Here is an 18777-nt window from a genome sequence, read left to right as displayed (position 1 = left end):
ATTATATCAAATTCATGTCAGGAGTCTTTATGAAATATCTACAGCGCTATATTTTAGTGAATCTGATCATCACTTTAACACTGAGCATCTTCAGTTACTTTGTCATTCTTCAGCATGACAAAGACTTCGAACAGAGTTCGATAGACCGCAGTTTAAGTATCCATGAGCAGCAGATCACCAATTTTATTGATGATGCGACGAGCACCGTGCAGACCATTGCCACTGTCATGGAAGTAGCCCCTAAAACCGAGGCCATCCAAAGCGCCATCAACAGCTCAAGAAGCAAAGACGGCAGCTACAAAAGTATCAGTATCATCGATCAGAACGGCAGAGTCATCATTTCATCCAACAGCAACCTGGTCGGACGACGTGAACATTCATATGATTTCTATAAGCAGCATAAAGATCCGCACCAGATTTCCATCAATTTCAGTACAGAAGAATTTAACGGCGTCGATGATATTTATATTTCAAAGTTTATGACCTATCAAAAACAGCCGGTCGTCATAGTGGCAGAAATGAACATCAATACACTGATGACTTCTGTCGATGCTGTCCAGCGCCTCAGATCTGTTGAACTGACCGATCTTAATAACAATGTGATTTTCACATCCAGAAAGCTGAATGAAGAAGGTGTCTCCAGCAGCAAAACACTCCAGAATGTGGACTGGCGCCTTAAGATTACCTCCAACCGGCACTTAGAGCTGGAGGCTTTAAAAACGACCGCTATCCTCTTCTTGCTCTTGACCCTGATCGTTGCCACCATCCAGCTGTTCAATAACATATATGAGCGTCAGAAAGAAAAGCTCCGCCTGATCGAAGAAATCAATGCACAGAAAAAAGAGCTGATCGGCATGCTTGCTGCCAACACTGCACATGAAATCAAAAACCCCCTGACATCTGTCAGAGGATTTGTCGAACTCCTGGAACTGAAGTATGACCGTCAAGGTGACAATCCTCATTTCGCTATCATCAAAACGGAAATCGACCGCATCACGGATATCGTCGGTCAGTTTCTGCTCCTCGGACGGCCGACGGAAGAAAACAATGAGCCGACGGAAGTCGTTAAAGTCGTCAAAGATACATTGAATTTCATGAAATATGACTTTGATGTCCATCAGATGCGCCTGATATCCAGTTACCAGGAACCTGAGCTCTATACCATGATGGCGACAGATCAGCTCAAGCAGGTGCTGATCAATCTTCTGCAGAATGCCAAGGAGGCGATACCAGAAGGTCGCAGCGGTGTGATTGAAATTAAAGTGCAGCTGCAGGATATGATCATCATCACGATCAGTGATAATGGAATCGGTATGTCAGAGAGTACACTGAATCAGCTTTATGAACCGTTTTTCACCACAAAAATAACGGGAACAGGACTTGGATTACCTGTTACCCGTAATATGATTGAACTGGCAGGCGGAACGATTGAAGCACAGAGCACGGTCGATGTCGGCACCACCTTCATTGTCCGGCTGCCGATCAGCCAATCATGACCCGTTCCTTTGGATAATGATATTTCACCGGCTCTGCTTTACCGCCGAGCATGACCACAAATGTGATCAGGCCGACACGACCGATGAACATCACGATCATGATGACGATTTTCGATGGCATGGTCAGCTCAGAAGTAATGCCGAGAGACAGGCCGCACGTGCCGAATGCGCTCATCACTTCAAAGAAAATTTCGAGGAACTGATGCTTGCCGTTCTCAAAACCTAGAATGACGGCCAAAGCAGTGAAGCAGATGATAATAGCCAGAATCATGACCGCAAACGCCCGCTGCATATCGAGCGGGTGTATTTCTTTGTTGAAGACTTGAATCGTCGTCCGGCCGTTACTGAAGTTAATGATGAACAAGACCAGAATGGCAAAGGTGGTCGTTCTGATCCCCCCGCCGACAGAGCTCGGCGAAGAACCGATGAACATCAGTCCCCCCATAAAGAACTGTGTCGCTTCGGTCAATGTTGTCAGATCAATCGTCGTGAGACCTGCACTACGCGTCGTAGAGGACTGGAACATGGCATAGAACAGACTTTTATGCCATGACAATCCTTTGAACGCATTGCCCATTTCCAGTAAATAGATGACCACTGTCCCGACAATCAGCAGGAGGGCATAGGTGGATAACGTCAGCTTCGCAAACAGACTGAATCTGAAGTTAGGCACTCTGTTCATAATATAAGTCTTGATCTCAATGATAACCGGAAATCCTATGGCGCCGAGCACAATGAGTATCATGACGATGGACTGGACAAAGTAGTCATCGGCATAAGGGTTGAGGGATGCACCTGTGATATCCAGTCCTCCATTCGTTGTCGCTGTTACACTGGCGAACAATCCCTGGTAAAGCGCGTCTTTGACGGAATGCATATCTTTGTAGAAATAGAAGGCTAACAGCAGCGCCCCTACTGCTTCAATCGTCAGCAGTACCTTGACAATTTCTATCAGCAGCTGCACCATACCTGTCATCTGCTCCTGATTATTGTCCACCATGATCAGACGCCGCTCCTGAATACCGATGCGCTTGCCGAGGATGACCCAGACAAGTGTGCCCATCGCCATTACCCCCAGACCGCCGATATTCAGGATGATCAAGATAATGATCTGACCGAACAGCGAGTAGGTATCGACGATTGACATCGGTGTAAGTCCAGTGACACTGATTCCTGAGACAGCGAGGAACATCGAATCAATATAGGAGACATGGACGCCTGGTCTATGCACATATGGCAGACGCAGCAGCAAGAAGGAGACCAGCATAGCGATGAGATAGTAAACGACAATCCACTGCTGAGGTGTCAGCCGCCATATTCTTTTCTTCACTGGATTCCCACCCTTACTTTAATATCGCTTTCAGCTGTTCAGTTTTACCCTGTCTCAGCACGGTCATCGTCAATGTATCACCTTTCTGATGATCATAATACAGAATCTTTCTGAACTGAACCAGACTCTTCAGCTGCTTACCGTCCATTTTAGTGATAATGTCCTGTGCCTGAAGACCTGCTGCTTGTGCGGCAGAACCACCTTCTACACCCATGACAATCACACCTTCAGTTCTATCAGCCGGGATACCCAGCTGCTGTCTGACCGCATCCAGCTGCAGATTATTGATATCCTGGACCTGGACGCCCAGTTCAGGTCTGACAATCTTATGTTTCGTTTCTAATATGGCGATTATCTTCTTCACATCATTACTCGGAATCGCAAAGCTGATCCCCTCAACATTATCAAGCGAGATTTTCATCGCATTGATACCCACGAGTTCTCCACGATCGTTGACGAGCGCGCCGCCCGAATTACCGGGATTGACTGCGGCATCTGTCTGAATGACATTAGATTCCCAGTCATAGAGTCCGTCGCCGTCCATATCAACCGGCACCGCCCGGTTTAATCCTGAGATGATGCCTTGTGAGACACTCCCGGCGAAAGTCTGGCTTAGCGGACTGCCGATTGCGATGGCGGTCTGACCGACGATGATTTTATCGCTGTCTGCGAACTTCATCTGGCCGCTCAGCTGGCCTTTAGGAATCTTGATAACCGCGAGATCGGTCCATTCATCGCTGCCGATGACGCTGGCTTTGACTTTTCTGTTGTTGCTCAGCGTCACCTGAACGGTCTCGGCATCCTTGATGACATGATAGTTCGTGACGATAAAGGCCGCTTTGTCGGTGACCTTGTAGATGACTCCGCTGCCGATACCCACTTCTTCAGGCACTTCACTTTCATTCAACAGATTATTCGCTTTCTGCAGATTGACGACACTGACGACATGGTCTTTCGTTATCTTGATCGCTTTTTCCGTCTTCGTCAGCGTCTCCTGCACCGTCTTCGGTTTCTCAGGTGCCGGCTGATCAGCGAATAGATGCCAGAGCATCATGAGTGCCATACCGAAGAGGACAGCAGGAATCAAGTAGAGCCAGCGGAAATGAGAGTTGCGCGCGGCTGGCTGAGGCGTGACAGGTGCGGCCGCTTCCTCTACCTGGCTGGCCGCTTCCTCATCAGGCGCTGAGTCATCAGGCGCTGAGTCATCAGATGCCTCTGCCTCAGCATGCTCTGACGCTGTTGTGATCGTGACTTTATCGATTATTTCAGCTTGTCCGGCAGTTCCGTCAGACATCATTTCATCTGACGGAACTTCATCAGGCGTAACTTCATCTGACGTGACTTCATCCGGTATAACTTCTTGATGAGTCGTTGTTTCCCTCTCTTCATGGTGACTGAACCGGCGTTTCGGCCGCAAGTATTCCTTTTTCAGTATTTTAATTTTTCCCATCTTGCTCCCCCTTCAATTACAGCAGACTGTAGAGCTTAATTTCAGGGAACTTATCCTGGAACCAGCGCGTCGCAAATTCATTCTCAAACAGAAAGACTTTATTGCCGAAGCGGTCATCCACGAGAATCGAACGGCTTGAGTTCATCGCATCCGTGATGGCTTCCTCGTTCTCTATCCAGCGCGCAATCTTCCGGCCAACCGGTTCCATTATCACGTCGACATTGTATTCGTTCTTCATACGGTGTTCAAATACTTCAAACTGCAGCTGACCGACCGCACCCAGGATGATCTGGTTCGTATAGAGTGTCTTATAGAGCTGAATCGCGCCTTCCTGAACGAGCTGCTCTATCCCTTTATGGAAATGTTTCTGCTTCATGACGTTCTTCGCGCTGACCTTCATAAAGATCTCAGGGGTGAACTGCGGCAGCTTCTCAAAATGGAACTTCTGATTGGCACCGACCAATGTATCACCGATCTGATAGTTACCGGAATCATACAGACCGATGATGTCACCGCTGACTGCATGGTTGACGGTCTGTGTGTCGTCCGCCATAAAAGTGGTGGAGCGGGAGATCTTCATTTTCTTGCCTGTACGCGTCAGCGTCACATCCATTCCGCGTTCAAATGCCCCGGAGACGATGCGCATAAAGGCGATTCTGTCACGGTGAGCGGGATTCATATTGGCCTGGATCTTAAAGATAAAGCCAGAGAACGCTTCTTCAAACGGGCTGACCACATCACCTTCTGCTGTGGTGCGGCCTGACGGCATCGGTGCAAAATCAACGTAGGCATTCAGGAAGTTCTGAACACCGAAGTTAGCAAGCGCTGAACCGAAGAAGACAGGGGTCAAGTCACCTGCACGTAATTTCTCTTCATCGAATACTTCGCCGGCACCGTCCACAAGCATCAGTTCTTCCACTGCTGTCTCAAATGCGACGTCATTTTTAATCGGATGGTCCTCAATCAGTTCAAAGTCCTCATTCAGATGCAGAATATTCTCCTCATCGCGGAACGGTTCAATCGTCTTATGCTCACGGTCGATGATACCGAAGAAAGACTGACCCATACCGATCGGCCAGTTCATCGGATACGTCTCGATATCAAGCGTCTTTTCAATTTCTTCCAGCAGTTCATACGGCTCTTTACCTACACGGTCCAATTTGTTGATAAAGGTGAAGATCGGGATGCCGCGCATTTTACAGACTTTAAAGAGCTTCAGCGTCTGCGGCTCTATCCCTTTGGCAGCATCGATGACCATAACGGCGCTGTCGACAGCCATCAGCGTACGATATGTATCCTCGGAGAAATCTTCGTGCCCCGGTGTATCCAGGATATTGATCTTATAATGGTCATAATCAAACTGCATGACAGAACTGGTTACCGAGATCCCCCGTTCTTTTTCGACGTCCATCCAGTCACTGGTCGCAAATTTACCTGTCTTCTTCCCTTTAACTGTTCCCGCCTCGCGGATGGCGCCCCCGAAGAGCAGGAGTTTTTCGGTCAATGTCGTCTTACCGGCATCGGGGTGAGAGATGATGGCAAAGGTCTTTCTGATTTCTACTTCCTGTTTTAATGTCATAATGTTCTCCTTAAACTTCGCTCGTCCACTGCGCGATACGCAGCGCGAGTTCTTGTGCTTCTTTGTCGTCTAGAATATTGAATAGATGCAAGTAAAGATGTTCAATCAGTGATTCACCGTATAAGTCATAATCATATTGAATAGAGAAGAAGATATCCGGGATACTGACGATGAAGTTTTCTTCTTTCTTATTCTCATAGATATAGACTTTGCAGCTCAGGTTCTCACTGTTACTTTGTCTGATTTTCATGATGTCCTCCAAATTTTTGATAGGCCGCTTCCAGTGCGATCAGATCATCACGATGCGGGACTTTGACGTAACCGGGCATAATCTGATAAGGTTCACGTCCTTTTGAGGCCAGGACGACCATATCGCCCGCTTCAGCCATATCGATGGCGTGCAGAATGCCTTCTTTACGGTCCGTGAACGACCTGAAGTTCTGATGGGTCGCCCCTTCTTCTAGAGCATCCGTCAGCTTCTTAGGGTCATCATTCGCCGGGTTATCCGGTGTGAAGATCACATAATCCGCACGGCAGGCGATAGCGCCCATGTCAGCGGTCTTCGTCAGATCGCGTTCTCCCGCCATGCCGACCAGGAAGATGAGCCTGCCTTTAACGAACGGCTGCACGGCATCTATCAATTTGTTCATGCCATCCGGTGTATGTGCATAGTCAATGATCAGATCAATCGGCAGACTGCGGTCCAGCACTTCCAGCCGCCCTTCAACGGGAGGCAGCGCCGGTACCGCTTGGACGATTCTCTCAACGTCATGTCCAGCAGCAAAGAGCGCTGCTATAGCGGCCATGATATTAGAGACATTGAATCTGCCGAGATAGGGACTTTCGACTTTAAATTCCCCTTCTGGTGACTCAAGGGTAAATGTGGTGCCGTAAAGCGTCTCTTCGACAGCAGTGGCCCTGAAATCCGCCTGCTGGTCGATGCCATACGTGATGATTTCGCGGCTTGTCACCGTGCGCAGTGTCTCGGAGAAGGCATCGTCACTGTTCAGTACGGCATAAGAAGGATGATTGCCGAGCTGGCTGAAAAGCAGCGATTTCGCATAGCCGTAGTCCTTCATCGTGCCGTGAAAGTCCAGGTGGTCCTGTGTCAAGTTCGTAAATATGGCAACGTCAAAGTCCACGCCGTTCAGCCGGCCGAGCACGAGCCCGTGACTCGACACTTCAAAACTCATGGCTTCTGCCTGGTGTTCCAGTGCCTGCACAATGCTTTTCGTCAGTGTGACGGTTTCCGGGGTGGAATTGGCACCTTTCGTCACCGTTTCATCGATCTGCAGCCCATTGGTGCCGAGATAGGCGCTATGGATGTCAAGAGCACGGTGCAGATGATGGATCATCGTTGCGACACTGGTCTTTCCATTGGTACCGGTCACACCGAATGTCTTCAGTTTTGCAGCCGGATAGTCAAAAATGGCCTGCGCAAATAGACTTGCCACCCGTAACGTATCAGGCACAATGATCTGGGCGACAGGGGCATCGACTTCATGCGCTGTCACCACCAGCTGACAGCCCTGTTCGATGACGTTCGGGATAAAGCGGTGGCTGTCGACTGTGTAGCCTTTTGAGGCCACAAAAATACTAGTCGGGCCGGCCGTACGTGAATCTGTCGTAATATCAGTGACTTCTTCAGGCAGTTCACCTTTTATTTTTTTTACTTTTATCAGGTTAAGCAGTGCTTCAGTTTTCACAGGCATACCTCCTTTAATTCAATTCTTTATTATACACTTTTTTAAAGAATGAGTCTGAAAAATATAGCATCCCCTTTAGGGGCTGATTATTAATTTTTGTCCAGTATTTGTAATTTTTCTGTAATGTACTCAAATTTTTTGCTCAAAGTCTCTATAATGAGATAAACTAGCTAAGAACAATTATACTCCTGGAGCGTGTTAATGTTGATAAAGAATAAAAAAATCCTTATTATCACTGGTTCTTTCGGTAATGGACATCTGTCGGTTACGAACAGCATCGTTAATCAGTTCAATCAGATGAACCTCAGTAACCTGACGCTTATTCAGCATGACCTCTTTCTTGAAGCGCATCCTGTTGTGACGTCCGCCCTGAAGAAATGGTATATCAACAGCTACAAATATTTCCGCTCAACATACAAAATGTTCTACTACTCAAATCCAGACGACATCAACTCATGTTTCTATAAATACTACGGTCTGAACCGGCTGATCAATATTCTGTCGAATGAGACACCCAATCTGATCCTGCTGACCTTTCCGACTCCGGTCGTCTCATTGCTGACACAGCAGTTAAAACTGAAGATTCCGGTCGCCACTATCATCACTGACTATAATATGCATAAGAACTGGATCACACCCGGCTCAAAGAAATATTATGTCGCGGCTGAACATACGAAAGAACAGCTGCTGTCCATCGGCATTGACGCGGATGATGTTCAGGTGACAGGTATTCCGATTCATCCTGAATTTGAGGTCAGACGCGACCGCGCCGCCTGGTTGAAGTCGCACGGCCTGGATCCGGACAGAAAGACATTGCTCATGGTGGCCGGTGCATTCGGGGTTGTTGAAGGATTCAGCGCTATGCTCAGCGAACTGAACAAGCGTGCAGACCTCCAGTTTGTCGTGGTCTGTGGCAGCAGTAAGAAACTGCGGCGTGAGCTCAGTCAATTTGATGCTGAACCTAATATGAAGGTTCTCGGCTTCACAAACGACATGGCCGAATGGATGAACGCCTGTGATCTGATGCTGACGAAACCGGGCGGCATCACCATCTCGGAAAGCCTGAGTCAGGCGATTCCCCTGGTCTTCTTTAATCCTGCTCCCGGTCAGGAAGGTGAAAATGCCGTCTATTTCAGCCGGATGGGCTATGCGCGTATCACGCACACTGTGGATGAAACATTGCACGTGCTGACGACCCTGCTGACCGATTCCCGGGAACTGGCACAGATGCAGCGTGCGATGCGTGCGGGTTATCACGCGCGGTCATCTGAAACCATCTGTCAGGATCTCATTGATATGCTGAATACATCCCTTCTTACCCAGCAGCTGCAGTCTAAAGCCTCCCTGTATGCGAGAATCTTTGCGCGGTAACATGCGTGGGTCAGATTTCTCGAAGATGCTGGTCATTCTGTTTCTGATGGAATTCGCCAGAGGGATGTTCATCTTGAGTTATCTGCCTATTCTGCCGACTACAGCTCTAGGCATTTCAGTCGGTGTGACATCGATCTGTATCTCACTTCATTTCATCAGTGATGCACTGATGAATTTTTCCACAGGGTTTCTTTTGCGACGCTTCGGTACGAAGAAAGTATTGAATCTGTGCTTTCTGCTCGCTGTCGCTTCTCTCAGCCTGATTGTGGTCAGCCACCAGGTCATCGTCTATTTCCTGGCAGCGATTCTGCTAGGTGTAGCGGTCTGTCCGATATGGGTTGTGATGCTGAGCTCTGTGAATGAGTGCGCACGCGCCAAGCAGATGGGCTACGTCTATTTCGCCTGGCTCGTCGGTATGCTGGCCGGCATGGTCAGCATGAATCTTATCTTCAAGGTTCATCCGACACGTTATACGTTTCTGATGGCGCTTGTGGCGTTCATTTCATGGATACTCTATTTCTTTGTGAAGACGGAAGTCTCTTATATCGAGAAGAAAACCTTGAAGGCTCAGCTTAAGTTGATCAAGCAGGTCATGACACGGCATCTCGCCCTCTTTCCGGGTATCGTCTTTCAAGGGATAGCGATCGGCATGCTGGTGCCTATACTGCCTTCTTATGCCGTCAGACATCTGCATGTGACGACACTTGAATATACCTATCTGCTTATCGCGGGCGGTGCCGGCTGTACGATTGCCATGCTCTTCATCTCTAAAATCATGGACCATATGCCGAGAGTCGTCAGCCATATCATTATCATCGCAGGCTTTCTGGTCTTCGGCATCAGTATTTTCGTGCTGAGTCAGCTGCACCTCTTCATACTGGCGCTCATAATCGGGCTGGTCATCGGCCTTTTCTACGGGATGCTTTTACCCGGCTGGAACACATTCGTCGCCGAGCATGTCCATGAGGAGCAGAAAGAAGAGTCCTGGGGTGTCTTCAATAGTCTGCAGGGCATCGGAACGATGATCGGACCGGTCATCGGCGGTTTCGTCGCTGAAATAGCCAGAAACGTCAATACAACGCTCTACGTATCCGCCTGTATCTTCGCCTTGCTCGCTTTATTTTACAGCGCCTTCTTCCTTAACCAGCATAGAACGCAAAAAAAAGAATCCTTATAATGGATTCTTTTTTTCTTGCTTATCTTCGACGACCTTGCTGGCCTGTATCGTAATGTTCTGACGCTGTCTGTATATATTCGTGACGATGGTCTTCAGTACAGCATAAGTCGGCACCGCTATCAGGATAGCGACAAAGCCGCCCAGATTACCCGCCGCCAGGATGACAGTGATAATGGTCAGCGGATGAATGTTCAGTGACTTGCCCATGATGTTAGGCGTGATGACATTCCCTTCCAGCTGCTGTGCGACTGTCATGATGATAATGACGTAGACCACCATGACAGGTTTTTGAATCAGCGCGATGATGAGCGCCGGAATAATCGCTAAGTACGGTCCGAGGAAAGGAATTAAGTTGGTGACCATCCCCCACAGGGCAAGCACGAGTGCGTAATCAAGACCGATGATGAGATAGCCGATCAACAGCAACGTACCCAGGATGATACTGACTGTCACCTGACCCTGGATGTAACTACGGAGCGTCTTGTCGATATCCTTCAGCAGATTGACGACAAATTCTTTACGTTTCCCGGTAAAAGGCATCGCGACAAACGGAATAAAGCGGTCATGATCCTTCAGCATGTAAATCAGGAAGAACGGCACAAGAATCAGCAGGAATAATGTCGAGACAACCGTCGTGACATACTGCACACTGTTCGTCAGCAGTGCGCCTGTCATATTATTCAGCTTCTGGATGGCATCATTGATACGCTGTTTCATATCATCCGGCAGTTTGTCACGCTGGTCAAGTGCATAGCTGATATAAGACTGGAACTCTTTCTGAATCGTCGGGAAATTATTGATAAATGACGACACTTGTCTAGTGAGTATCGGTGCGATCATCAAGACAAAGATAGCCACTAACATCAGCATCAGCAGGATGATGATAAGCAGGCTCTTGCCTCGTGACATATTGCGTCTCTGCTCAAGGTAATTCTGAAACGGTACTGTAATATAATACAGGAATCCTCCTAGAATGAGCGGAAGTGCAATGGACTGGACAATCACGATCAGCGGATAGAAGATATGATTGATTTCAAGGAAATATTTAACAATTAAAAACGCAAGCAGCAGCCCGACAGCCGCTCTGAACCAGACTTTATTGAACATAGAGTCCTCCTTATGATTGATATTTTCATTATACTCTATTACCCCTAATTTATTGCCTTAAGTTCATTTATGCTAAAATTATGAAAAAGAAATGAGTGATGATATGTTTAAACGTGGACTCGTGACCCCATTTGAAATAGAGAGTACAGCGCTGGCGCGTACGGTCAAGCTCGGCATCTATTTGCCGGACAGCTATTCGGCACTCAAAGAGCATGCCGTCATCATCGCATTTGACGGTCAGGATTTCAGCCAGCTGGGGCAGCTGCACAGACAATATGAAGAACTAAATGACCAGCTGACTGCCAGCATCATCATCTTCGTTCACTATCCAGATATTGAGACCCGTTCACAGGAGTATCATCCGGATAGCCCGCATAAGACGAAAATGATCGCGTTTGTGACGTCAGAACTGGAGGATTTTGTGGCGACCCATTTCAGAGTATCGGATAAACGGCTGTTAATGGGTGACAGCCTCGCTGCCAGTATCGCCTTATCCCTATCGTTGAATGACGAGCGTTTTAATGAAGCTGCATTATTCAGTCCGATGATCACAGCAGCTATTACTCAGGAACTCGCCGCCTTGAAACACCCTGTCAAGTACGTCCAGCTGGTCGGCAAAGAGGAAAAGGCATTCAAGCTTATGTCCGGTGCGACCGCTGACTTCCTGACGCCTAACCGCGCCTTTCACGCTGCACTCACTGCCCGGGGCATTGAACATGAATACCGTGAACTGGCCGGCGGACATACATGGCGAACATGGAAACCAGAAATCGCTTCCATTCTTTTATATTTTTTAGGAGAGTAATTTGTTATACTTGTAGTATTAACATTAAGGAGGCTATCATATGAAACTAGGTATCGCCATCTTCCCCTCTCTCGAGTTACAGGAGAAAGTCAATTCGTACCGCAAGCGCTATGATTCACATTACTCGGTCATCGCACCGCATATGACACTGAAGAGTCATTTTGAGGCTGCTGATATCGATGAAGTTGCCCAGCAGGTCGCGGCTGTTGCGGAACATACGTCAACGTTTGATATTCAGATCAATAAAGTATCCAACTTTGCACCCGTGAAATATGTCATCTATTTCAAAGTAGAAAAGAATGAGACACTCACGCATCTACATCGTCAGTTTGCTGAACTATTCGGCGAGGACCCGCATCCCTATGTACCTCACCTGACGATTGCACAGGACCTGACAAGCCAGGAATTTGAAGATGTCTACGGCCAGCTGCAGATGACCAGCGTCAACTACAGTGAGACCATCGATAAGATCAGCCTGTGCTACCAGCTGGAGAACGGTCACTGGAATGTCTATGAAACGTTCAAGTTAAACTCATAAAAATAACCTTGGATCTTCTGATAGAAGGTCCAAGGTCTTTTTTTAGCGGACAATATGATAACCGGCATCCACGTGAATATTCTCGCCCGTCACACCGCTCGACAGGTCACTCAGTAAGTAAGCTGCTGTACGGCCGACATCGATAATGTCGACGTTACGTTTCAATGGTGCACGTTCTTCGACTTGATGGAGAATAGTGCTGAGTCCGCCGACACCTTTTGCGCTGACGGTACGAATCGGACCTGCTGAGATGGCATTGACACGGATGCCTTGTGCCCCGAGGTCAAGCGCAAGATATCGGACATTGGATTCAAGGGAGGCTTTCGCCACACCCATGACGTTGTAGTTTTCGATGGCGATCTCGCCGCCGAGATAAGTCGTCGTCACAATGCTGCCGTTCTCCGCCATGATCTTGCTGGCTTCACGTGCTGCAATCGTCAGTGAATAGGAGCTGATGCTGTGTGCTTTCAGGAAGCCTTCCCGAGAGGTCTCTGAAAAGCGACCACGTAAGTCCTCCGGATCCGCAAAGGCAATCGAATGATATACACCGTTGATCTGACCTGTCTGACCGATCTCCTCGAATGCGCGGATAATCGATGCATCGTCTTCCGCGTCACACTGAACGACCAGTGCGTCACTATTATTCTTTAATTCAGGAAGCAATTTAAGGATGGCCTCTTTCGAACGCTCCTTACGGTAAGTGAAGATGACTTCTGCGCCTGCTGCGTCCAGCACTTGTGCCACGCCGTAGCCGATACTGCGCTTATTGGCCACACCCATAATGACAAAGCGCTGATTTTCTAAATTTAACATACTATCCCTCTCATTCATAAATTAGTACCTACTACTAATTTAGCGATAATGCGACCATATTGCAAGAAATAGTGAAAGTGCCGCGAATTTTTATCTCTTCGCGACACTTTCTTGCTTCTATTAAAAGAGTTCCAGTTCTCGTTTCAGCTGGTCGACATACTGTCTGCTGCCCGTCACGATCAGACGGTCTTTGAAGTGCAGCTCCGTATCTCCATGCGGCACGATGGAATTGTTGTTGCGGAGAATACGGACAAAGATGATATTGCCGCCAAACGGGAATTCCCGCAGCGTCATCTCATGATAACGTGTATTCAACATTTCAATCTCATAAAGTGAAGATTCCACATTCGATAACAGGCTGAGCATATTAGGTGATTCAATCATGCTCTTCAGCAATGTCTTCGTGCTGTCAAACTCATTGAATATCTCAACGCCTGCCGCCTGCAGTTCCGCATCGTCGCCGGCGTTCGCCTGACGACAGATGACGCGTTCGACACCATGCGCTTTCGCCATTAAAGCGACCTTCACATTGATCGGCGTGTCATTCGCGGAGCAGACCACGATATCATTGTCAAACAGGCCAGCCGCTTCCAGTACTTCAGGTGTATAAGCTTCTATTTCAATGACCCTTAAGTCTGTGATCTCCTGCTTATAGTTATTATTTTCCAGATAGTACAAGGTAGGATTATAGAGAGCGGTCTTAAAGGTCTGTGCAACCGGCACCGATAACTGGTTCTTCCCGATAAAGGCAATATTGATGATTCTTTCCTCGCTGATTTCAACCGGGAACAGCTTCTTGAAGAAAATCGGCACAATGACACAGGTGATGATGGCACTCAATATCAGGGTGCCGGATAAGGTGTTGGATATCGTGCCGAGCTGCTCTGCCAGTTTCGCGCTGACGATGACGAGTGATAAAGTCGATGTCAGCAGGAAGGAGGACGCCAGCACCGTCTTTTTGTCGTACCACTTGAGAAGCAGGCTCAACGGAATGACTTTCGTCAGGAAAAAGATGACAAAAAGAATAGGAATCATGAGCAAGATGGACGGCTCTTTCAGCAGCTCACGAATGTTCAGGTCGACCCCGACCATGATAAAGAAAATCGGGATGAAGAAGCCATAGCCAAATGAATCCAGCTTATGGACCATATCCTTGTCAGGACCGAGCAAACTGACCACGACCCCGGCCAGAAAGGCGCCCAGAATATTCTCTGCACCGACCCCCTCTGCCAATGTCACCAGTAAAATGATCATGGCGAAGATAGCACGAATCCCAATCTGCGTGGTCCCTTCCAGCAGCTTATGGATCAGTTCAGATTTCTTGAAGTAGCCTCCCATGAAATAGAAGATGGCGGTAAAGACCACTAATATCCCTATCAGCCAGATAGGCGAATCCCCTTTGGCATGCAGCGTCCCGTAGACAGTGAGCAGCAGCATGGTAGCGAGGTCTGCGATCACTGCCACCAGCAGAATAATCTGACCGATGGAAGTTCTCAGCAGATTCATCTCTTTCAGTGTCGGCACGACGACGCCGAGCGATATAGTGGAGATGATGATGACCATCAGCAGCACATCATCGACCAGGCCGATCCATTTCAGGATATAGGCGGCAAGAATCGACAACAGAAAGATGCCGGCAAATATAGTTGATGTCAGAACGAGTCGGTTCGGTTCCCTGGATTTGCTCTCCTTGTTCGTTTTAAATGCTGAAAAATCAATTTCAAGCCCGCTGAGGAACATCAGGAAGATGACACCGAGCGTGGACAGGATATTCAGCACTTCATTCGGTTCAACGAGATTCAGGACCGATTTACCGATCAGAATCCCCATCAGAATCTCCGCTACGACAACCGGCAGGAAGTTCAGATGCAGACGGTTGACTAGCAAAGGTGTAATAAGCGCCGTCATCATGATAATAACGAGCGATAACATATGATGATGTTCCATACATACCTCCTATTTATAAAAATCACTTTATTATATCATATCGGTATGACAAATCTTAAGTCATGCGGGACAGGAGCCTGAATAGTGATCAGCCGCGCTGTGACCGGATGGCTGAAGGTGACTTGAAAGGCATGCAGCGCCTGACGTCCGGTTGACTGGTCTGTGCCATACAAAGTATCACCTAACAGCGGATGACCGATCGCCTTGAAATGGACACGAATCTGATGGGTCCTTCCCGTGTGCAGTCTGACGAGGGCGACAGAATGTTCACTGCGAAGGAGCGTCAGATAACTCGTCAAGGCCGGTTTGCCGTCTGGTGCTGTGATCCGCTCGATGATCGACTCAGATTTCCGTCTGATCGGCAGGTCAATCCTGCCTCTTGCAGGCAGCCGGCCGGTTGCTGCACAGAGATACACCTTATCAATGATGCCGGTCATCCAGTGATGGATCAGCTGATGCTTCGCAAAAATGACGACTCCGCTTGTCTGCCGGTCGAGTCTCGTCACAATATGAGGGATGCCGGCTGTACGCTGCTCGCGAAAATGAGCGAGCACGCGTTCCACCAGACTGTCGTGCGGATGGAGCTGTGACGGCATGGTCGAGACACCTGCCGGCTTATTGACAATGCACAGCGCATCGTCCTCGTAGAGAATTTCAAGCGGCCCCTCACTCGGCACAAGACTGGCACTCGGTGTTTCAGCCGGCAGGACAACAGTGACGACATCACCGGGCACCACATTCGCCCGCACCGTCTGCCGGATGCCATTGACTAAAAGAGCACCATTACGTTTAATGGCGCTCAGACTTTTTTTAGATATGGCCTGTTCTGCTAAGAAGGTGCGCAGAAGCATAGGGTCAGTCACTTGCAGTTCAATCTTCATCTTATTCACTCGCAATCATGGGTAAAATATCAGCTATATTCTGACAGTTAAAAAACGCTGTCATATCAAGGTTTAGAAGCAATTTAATTAATTTCTTATTTCTGAGTGTTGCCCTTTTTAACATTTTTACGCCCTTTTTCTGCCCTTTTATTTTCTATTGCAAGTTTTTCTATATATTCGATTATCAAGTTAACATTTGTATCTTTATGAATCTTTGTATCTGATTGGATTTTTACCCAACTTTCTTTATAATCTTCATCAAAGTTACCATTATTCTTAGTAGAAGCAATCTCTTCCAGAACTTCTAAAAGTTCTTCTTCATTATAATCTTCAATATAATCGTACACTCTTTCGTCTTTCTCATCTTGTTCCATATTCATATTGTCAAAAAGGACATGCTCCAAGTTACAAGAGAAGTAAAATAATTTGTACTCTAAATCTTCTAAAATTTTTGATGAAATCATCGTACATAAATTAATACATTTAGCTTTATTTCTATTTTCAATTTCTTTTTTCTTTTTTTCACTACATACTTTTATTCCATCAGATGTATACAGAATTCTCTCAACTTCATCAGAAACTTCTACCTTGCTATTTCCTATAAACACTCCATCAATATCCGAAATTTGAATTACTGCTACAATATCTTCTTTTTTTAGCTTATATTTTTTCATCACTTCATTTTTCACTTTATTCCCAATAAGACTTTTAATGCTATCATTAGAGTAAGTATTTTCTGTGAATAAATCCCCTCTGACTATAAAAACTTCAAATTCGTCATTATACTTTTTACAGATAGTTTTAATAATTGCCTCATCTGTATCACCCTCAACTAAGGCTACTATTTTATAATTCATTCAACTTTCCTCTTCTTGCTAATTTTTTAAAAGCTCTTCTAATTTCAAAATTATCAATTTTATCAAAAAGTTCTTCTTGCTGATTCTTAATTTGTAGTGCGCGAATATAAATATCTCTATTATTTGAAAGTTCATTAGTGTATTTAAGTTGAATATAGCGATTATAAGGATTAGTTGTAGTGAACCAAATATTTTTAATAGGCAGTAACTCCACAATTCTTAAATTATGAGATGTAAAGATCAACTGTCCTTTACCACTTTCATCAACAATTTTCAATAATTCTCCTAGTAAGTATTCAAATACGCCAGCATCTAATTCATCAATAACAACACATGAATTAGGTTCTTTAAAAATTGCAGATAAAACACTAAGCATAGATACTATCTTTTTAATTCCTTCAGATTCTTCTGATAATGGCAAAGAAGTCTCCCCGCGAATTGATAGTAATTCGAACTCAATACCAGTACTACCATTTTTCTTAGTCTTTTCTCCTGTTTTTCTAATATCTATGGTTAAACCAGGAATTATAGCAGGTAATACTACATTTATACTTGGGAATATATCATTTTTAAGAATATCAAACATCTCATCATCAAGTAGAAGGCTTTCACTTTCATAATATTCATTTAAAGGTACTGTCCCTTTAATACTTTCGTGATGAATATTAAATGGCATTAATATATTAGCCATTAATAAGCCATAATCAGAGTTTTTAATTATATGTAGACCCGATCTAAATTCGTTTACAATGCACTTTAACAACATATACTCTTCATTATTAAGGAGTTTTTTGTATACGGAAATTAAATCCGTTTGAAAAACTATTGAAGTTCTTTCTTTTTCTGCTATTTTTATAGCTACTTGAGCAGATATTCTGTTCTTCTCATTAAGTTTACTCAATGGTTGTGTTCTAATTAAAAATTTAGTATCTTGATAAGACACTATGTGTTTGTATCTCTTTTTTTCTTGATTCTCTTTATATCTAATCACTTCTTTTTGAACGAAATAGTTATCTTCTTCATCTATACCTATTTCAACTTCATAATCAATGTAATATTCTTTATTATTGTTTAATTTGACTATGTATTCTATTTTTATTGATGCTGAATTACCATCAATATTAACTAACTTCTTTTTAATAGAATTCAACGATTGTAAATCCATTAATTTTTCTAATAATATAAAAGTATCTACAACTGCTGTTTTTCCAGATCCATTTTGTCCATAAAATCCTAAAACATCAGAATCATTAAAGTTTTCGAAATCAATTTTTGTAGAAAATTCTCCATATTTTACATTCTTCACATTTTCTATCTTCACATTTTTTATTCTAATTAAATTTTGCATAATATCCCTCTAAATTTTGTCAAGTTTTATCTTAAGAATATATTTTTTATTAATTAATAACAAGGATTTAAACAAAATAAAATCTAAAAAGCTTAAAAATTTACTGAAAATCTATTTAAAATTAATAATTTTCTTGTTTGAATAATATTCTTTATTAAATATTTAATTTAAGATTTTGTTTTCCTTTTAACATTTATGTTAGCAAGAAATCGATATAAACATTTAATACTAATACATAATAAATAAGAGTCTGGGACATAAGGAGTTCTAGCTTATAAAAAAAGACGAAGAAAAATGTATGTTTAACATTTTTCTTCGTCTTTTTATTGTTTTTACAGATAAGCTGACTACCTACGGTAGCCATTTTCCTGA

General features: G+C 45.3%; 16 protein-coding genes. 5 read left to right on the top strand and 11 right to left on the bottom strand.

The window, feature by feature from the left end; all coding sequences use genetic code 11:
• Nucleotides 1-29: 29 nt before the first annotated feature.
• Nucleotides 30-1496 (top strand): ATP-binding protein, encoded by a 1467-nt coding sequence (locus ERX55_RS02835; protein WP_165983687.1) that lies wholly within the window; start codon nt 30-32, stop codon nt 1494-1496.
• On the opposite strand, the gene ERX55_RS02830 is transcribed toward ERX55_RS02835, so the two are convergent.
• Genes ERX55_RS02830 through ERX55_RS02810 form a run of 5 tightly spaced genes read right to left on the bottom strand, consistent with a single transcriptional unit; the run spans nt 1483 to nt 7561 of the window.
• On the bottom strand, nt 1483-2826 hold the full coding sequence (locus ERX55_RS02830; protein WP_243721440.1) for a TrkH family potassium uptake protein: 1344 nt from the start codon (nt 2824-2826) through the stop codon (nt 1483-1485). The two genes, ERX55_RS02835 and ERX55_RS02830, sit on opposite strands and share 14 nt — an antisense overlap.
• Before the next feature lie 13 nt (nt 2827-2839).
• On the bottom strand, nt 2840-4276 hold the full coding sequence (locus tag ERX55_RS02825; RefSeq protein ID WP_133451080.1) for a trypsin-like peptidase domain-containing protein: 1437 nt from the start codon (nt 4274-4276) through the stop codon (nt 2840-2842).
• Nucleotides 4277-4292: 16 nt separating this feature from the next.
• Nucleotides 4293-5855, bottom strand: coding sequence for a peptide chain release factor 3 (locus ERX55_RS02820; RefSeq protein WP_133451079.1), 1563 nt, complete (start codon nt 5853-5855; stop codon nt 4293-4295).
• A 10-nt stretch (nt 5856-5865) separates the two neighbouring features.
• Nucleotides 5866-6105, bottom strand: a complete 240-nt coding sequence (locus ERX55_RS02815; RefSeq protein ID WP_133451078.1) for a YueH family protein — start codon at nt 6103-6105, stop codon at nt 5866-5868.
• Complete coding sequence (locus ERX55_RS02810) at nt 6086-7561, bottom strand: UDP-N-acetylmuramoyl-L-alanyl-D-glutamate--L-lysine ligase (RefSeq protein ID WP_243721439.1); 1476 nt, start codon at nt 7559-7561, stop codon at nt 6086-6088. Before ERX55_RS02810 ends, ERX55_RS02815 begins: the two co-directional genes overlap by 20 nt.
• A gap of 201 nt (nt 7562-7762) precedes the next feature.
• Between ERX55_RS02810 and ERX55_RS02805 the strand changes: the two genes are divergently transcribed.
• Complete coding sequence (locus tag ERX55_RS02805; RefSeq protein ID WP_133451076.1) at nt 7763-8932, top strand: diglucosyl diacylglycerol synthase; 1170 nt, start codon at nt 7763-7765, stop codon at nt 8930-8932.
• The gene (gene ltaA / locus ERX55_RS02800; protein ID WP_208001501.1) at nt 8910-10109 is read left to right on the top strand and encodes a lipoteichoic acid biosynthesis MFS flippase LtaA; all 1200 of its coding nucleotides are present in this window, start codon (nt 8910-8912) and stop codon (nt 10107-10109) included. The genes ERX55_RS02805 and ltaA overlap by 23 nt, the downstream gene beginning before the upstream one ends.
• On the opposite strand, the gene ERX55_RS02795 is transcribed toward ltaA, so the two are convergent.
• Nucleotides 10104-11216 (bottom strand): AI-2E family transporter, encoded by a 1113-nt coding sequence (locus ERX55_RS02795; RefSeq protein WP_133451075.1) that lies wholly within the window; start codon nt 11214-11216, stop codon nt 10104-10106. The two genes, ltaA and ERX55_RS02795, sit on opposite strands and share 6 nt — an antisense overlap.
• A 103-nt stretch (nt 11217-11319) precedes the next feature.
• On the opposite strand from ERX55_RS02795, the gene ERX55_RS02790 reads away from it, so the two are divergent.
• A complete protein-coding gene (locus ERX55_RS02790; protein WP_165983686.1) occupies nt 11320-12021 on the top strand; it encodes an alpha/beta hydrolase in 702 nt (233 codons plus the stop codon).
• A 40-nt stretch (nt 12022-12061) separates the two neighbouring features.
• Complete coding sequence (locus ERX55_RS02785) at nt 12062-12559, top strand: 2'-5' RNA ligase family protein (protein WP_133451073.1); 498 nt, start codon at nt 12062-12064, stop codon at nt 12557-12559.
• Between the two features lie 42 nt (nt 12560-12601).
• Here ERX55_RS02785 and fabI read toward each other — a convergent pair whose 3' ends face one another.
• From fabI to ERX55_RS02760, 5 genes are all read right to left on the bottom strand, one after another.
• Nucleotides 12602-13372 carry an enoyl-ACP reductase FabI gene (gene fabI, locus ERX55_RS02780; protein ID WP_133451072.1) on the bottom strand — a complete coding sequence of 257 codons (771 nt, stop codon included), beginning with the start codon at nt 13370-13372 and terminating at the stop codon, nt 12602-12604.
• 120 nt (nt 13373-13492) lie between these two features.
• The gene (locus ERX55_RS02775) at nt 13493-15319 is read right to left on the bottom strand and encodes a monovalent cation:proton antiporter family protein (protein WP_133451071.1); all 1827 of its coding nucleotides are present in this window, start codon (nt 15317-15319) and stop codon (nt 13493-13495) included.
• A gap of 35 nt (nt 15320-15354) precedes the next feature.
• On the bottom strand, nt 15355-16200 hold the full coding sequence (locus tag ERX55_RS02770) for an RluA family pseudouridine synthase (protein ID WP_133451070.1): 846 nt from the start codon (nt 16198-16200) through the stop codon (nt 15355-15357).
• A gap of 95 nt (nt 16201-16295) precedes the next feature.
• Nucleotides 16296-17057 (bottom strand): hypothetical protein, encoded by a 762-nt coding sequence (locus ERX55_RS02765; RefSeq protein WP_133451069.1) that lies wholly within the window; start codon nt 17055-17057, stop codon nt 16296-16298.
• On the bottom strand, nt 17047-18405 hold the full coding sequence (locus ERX55_RS02760) for an AAA family ATPase (RefSeq protein WP_133451068.1): 1359 nt from the start codon (nt 18403-18405) through the stop codon (nt 17047-17049). The genes ERX55_RS02765 and ERX55_RS02760 overlap by 11 nt, the downstream gene beginning before the upstream one ends.
• Between the last annotated feature and the right edge of the window lie 372 nt (nt 18406-18777).

The organism is Macrococcus bovicus, from assembly GCF_004359575.1.
Taxonomy (GTDB): domain Bacteria; phylum Bacillota; class Bacilli; order Staphylococcales; family Staphylococcaceae; genus Macrococcus; species Macrococcus bovicus.
Note: the sequence above shows the minus strand (reverse complement) of the source record. Positions and strands in the feature narration are given on the sequence as shown.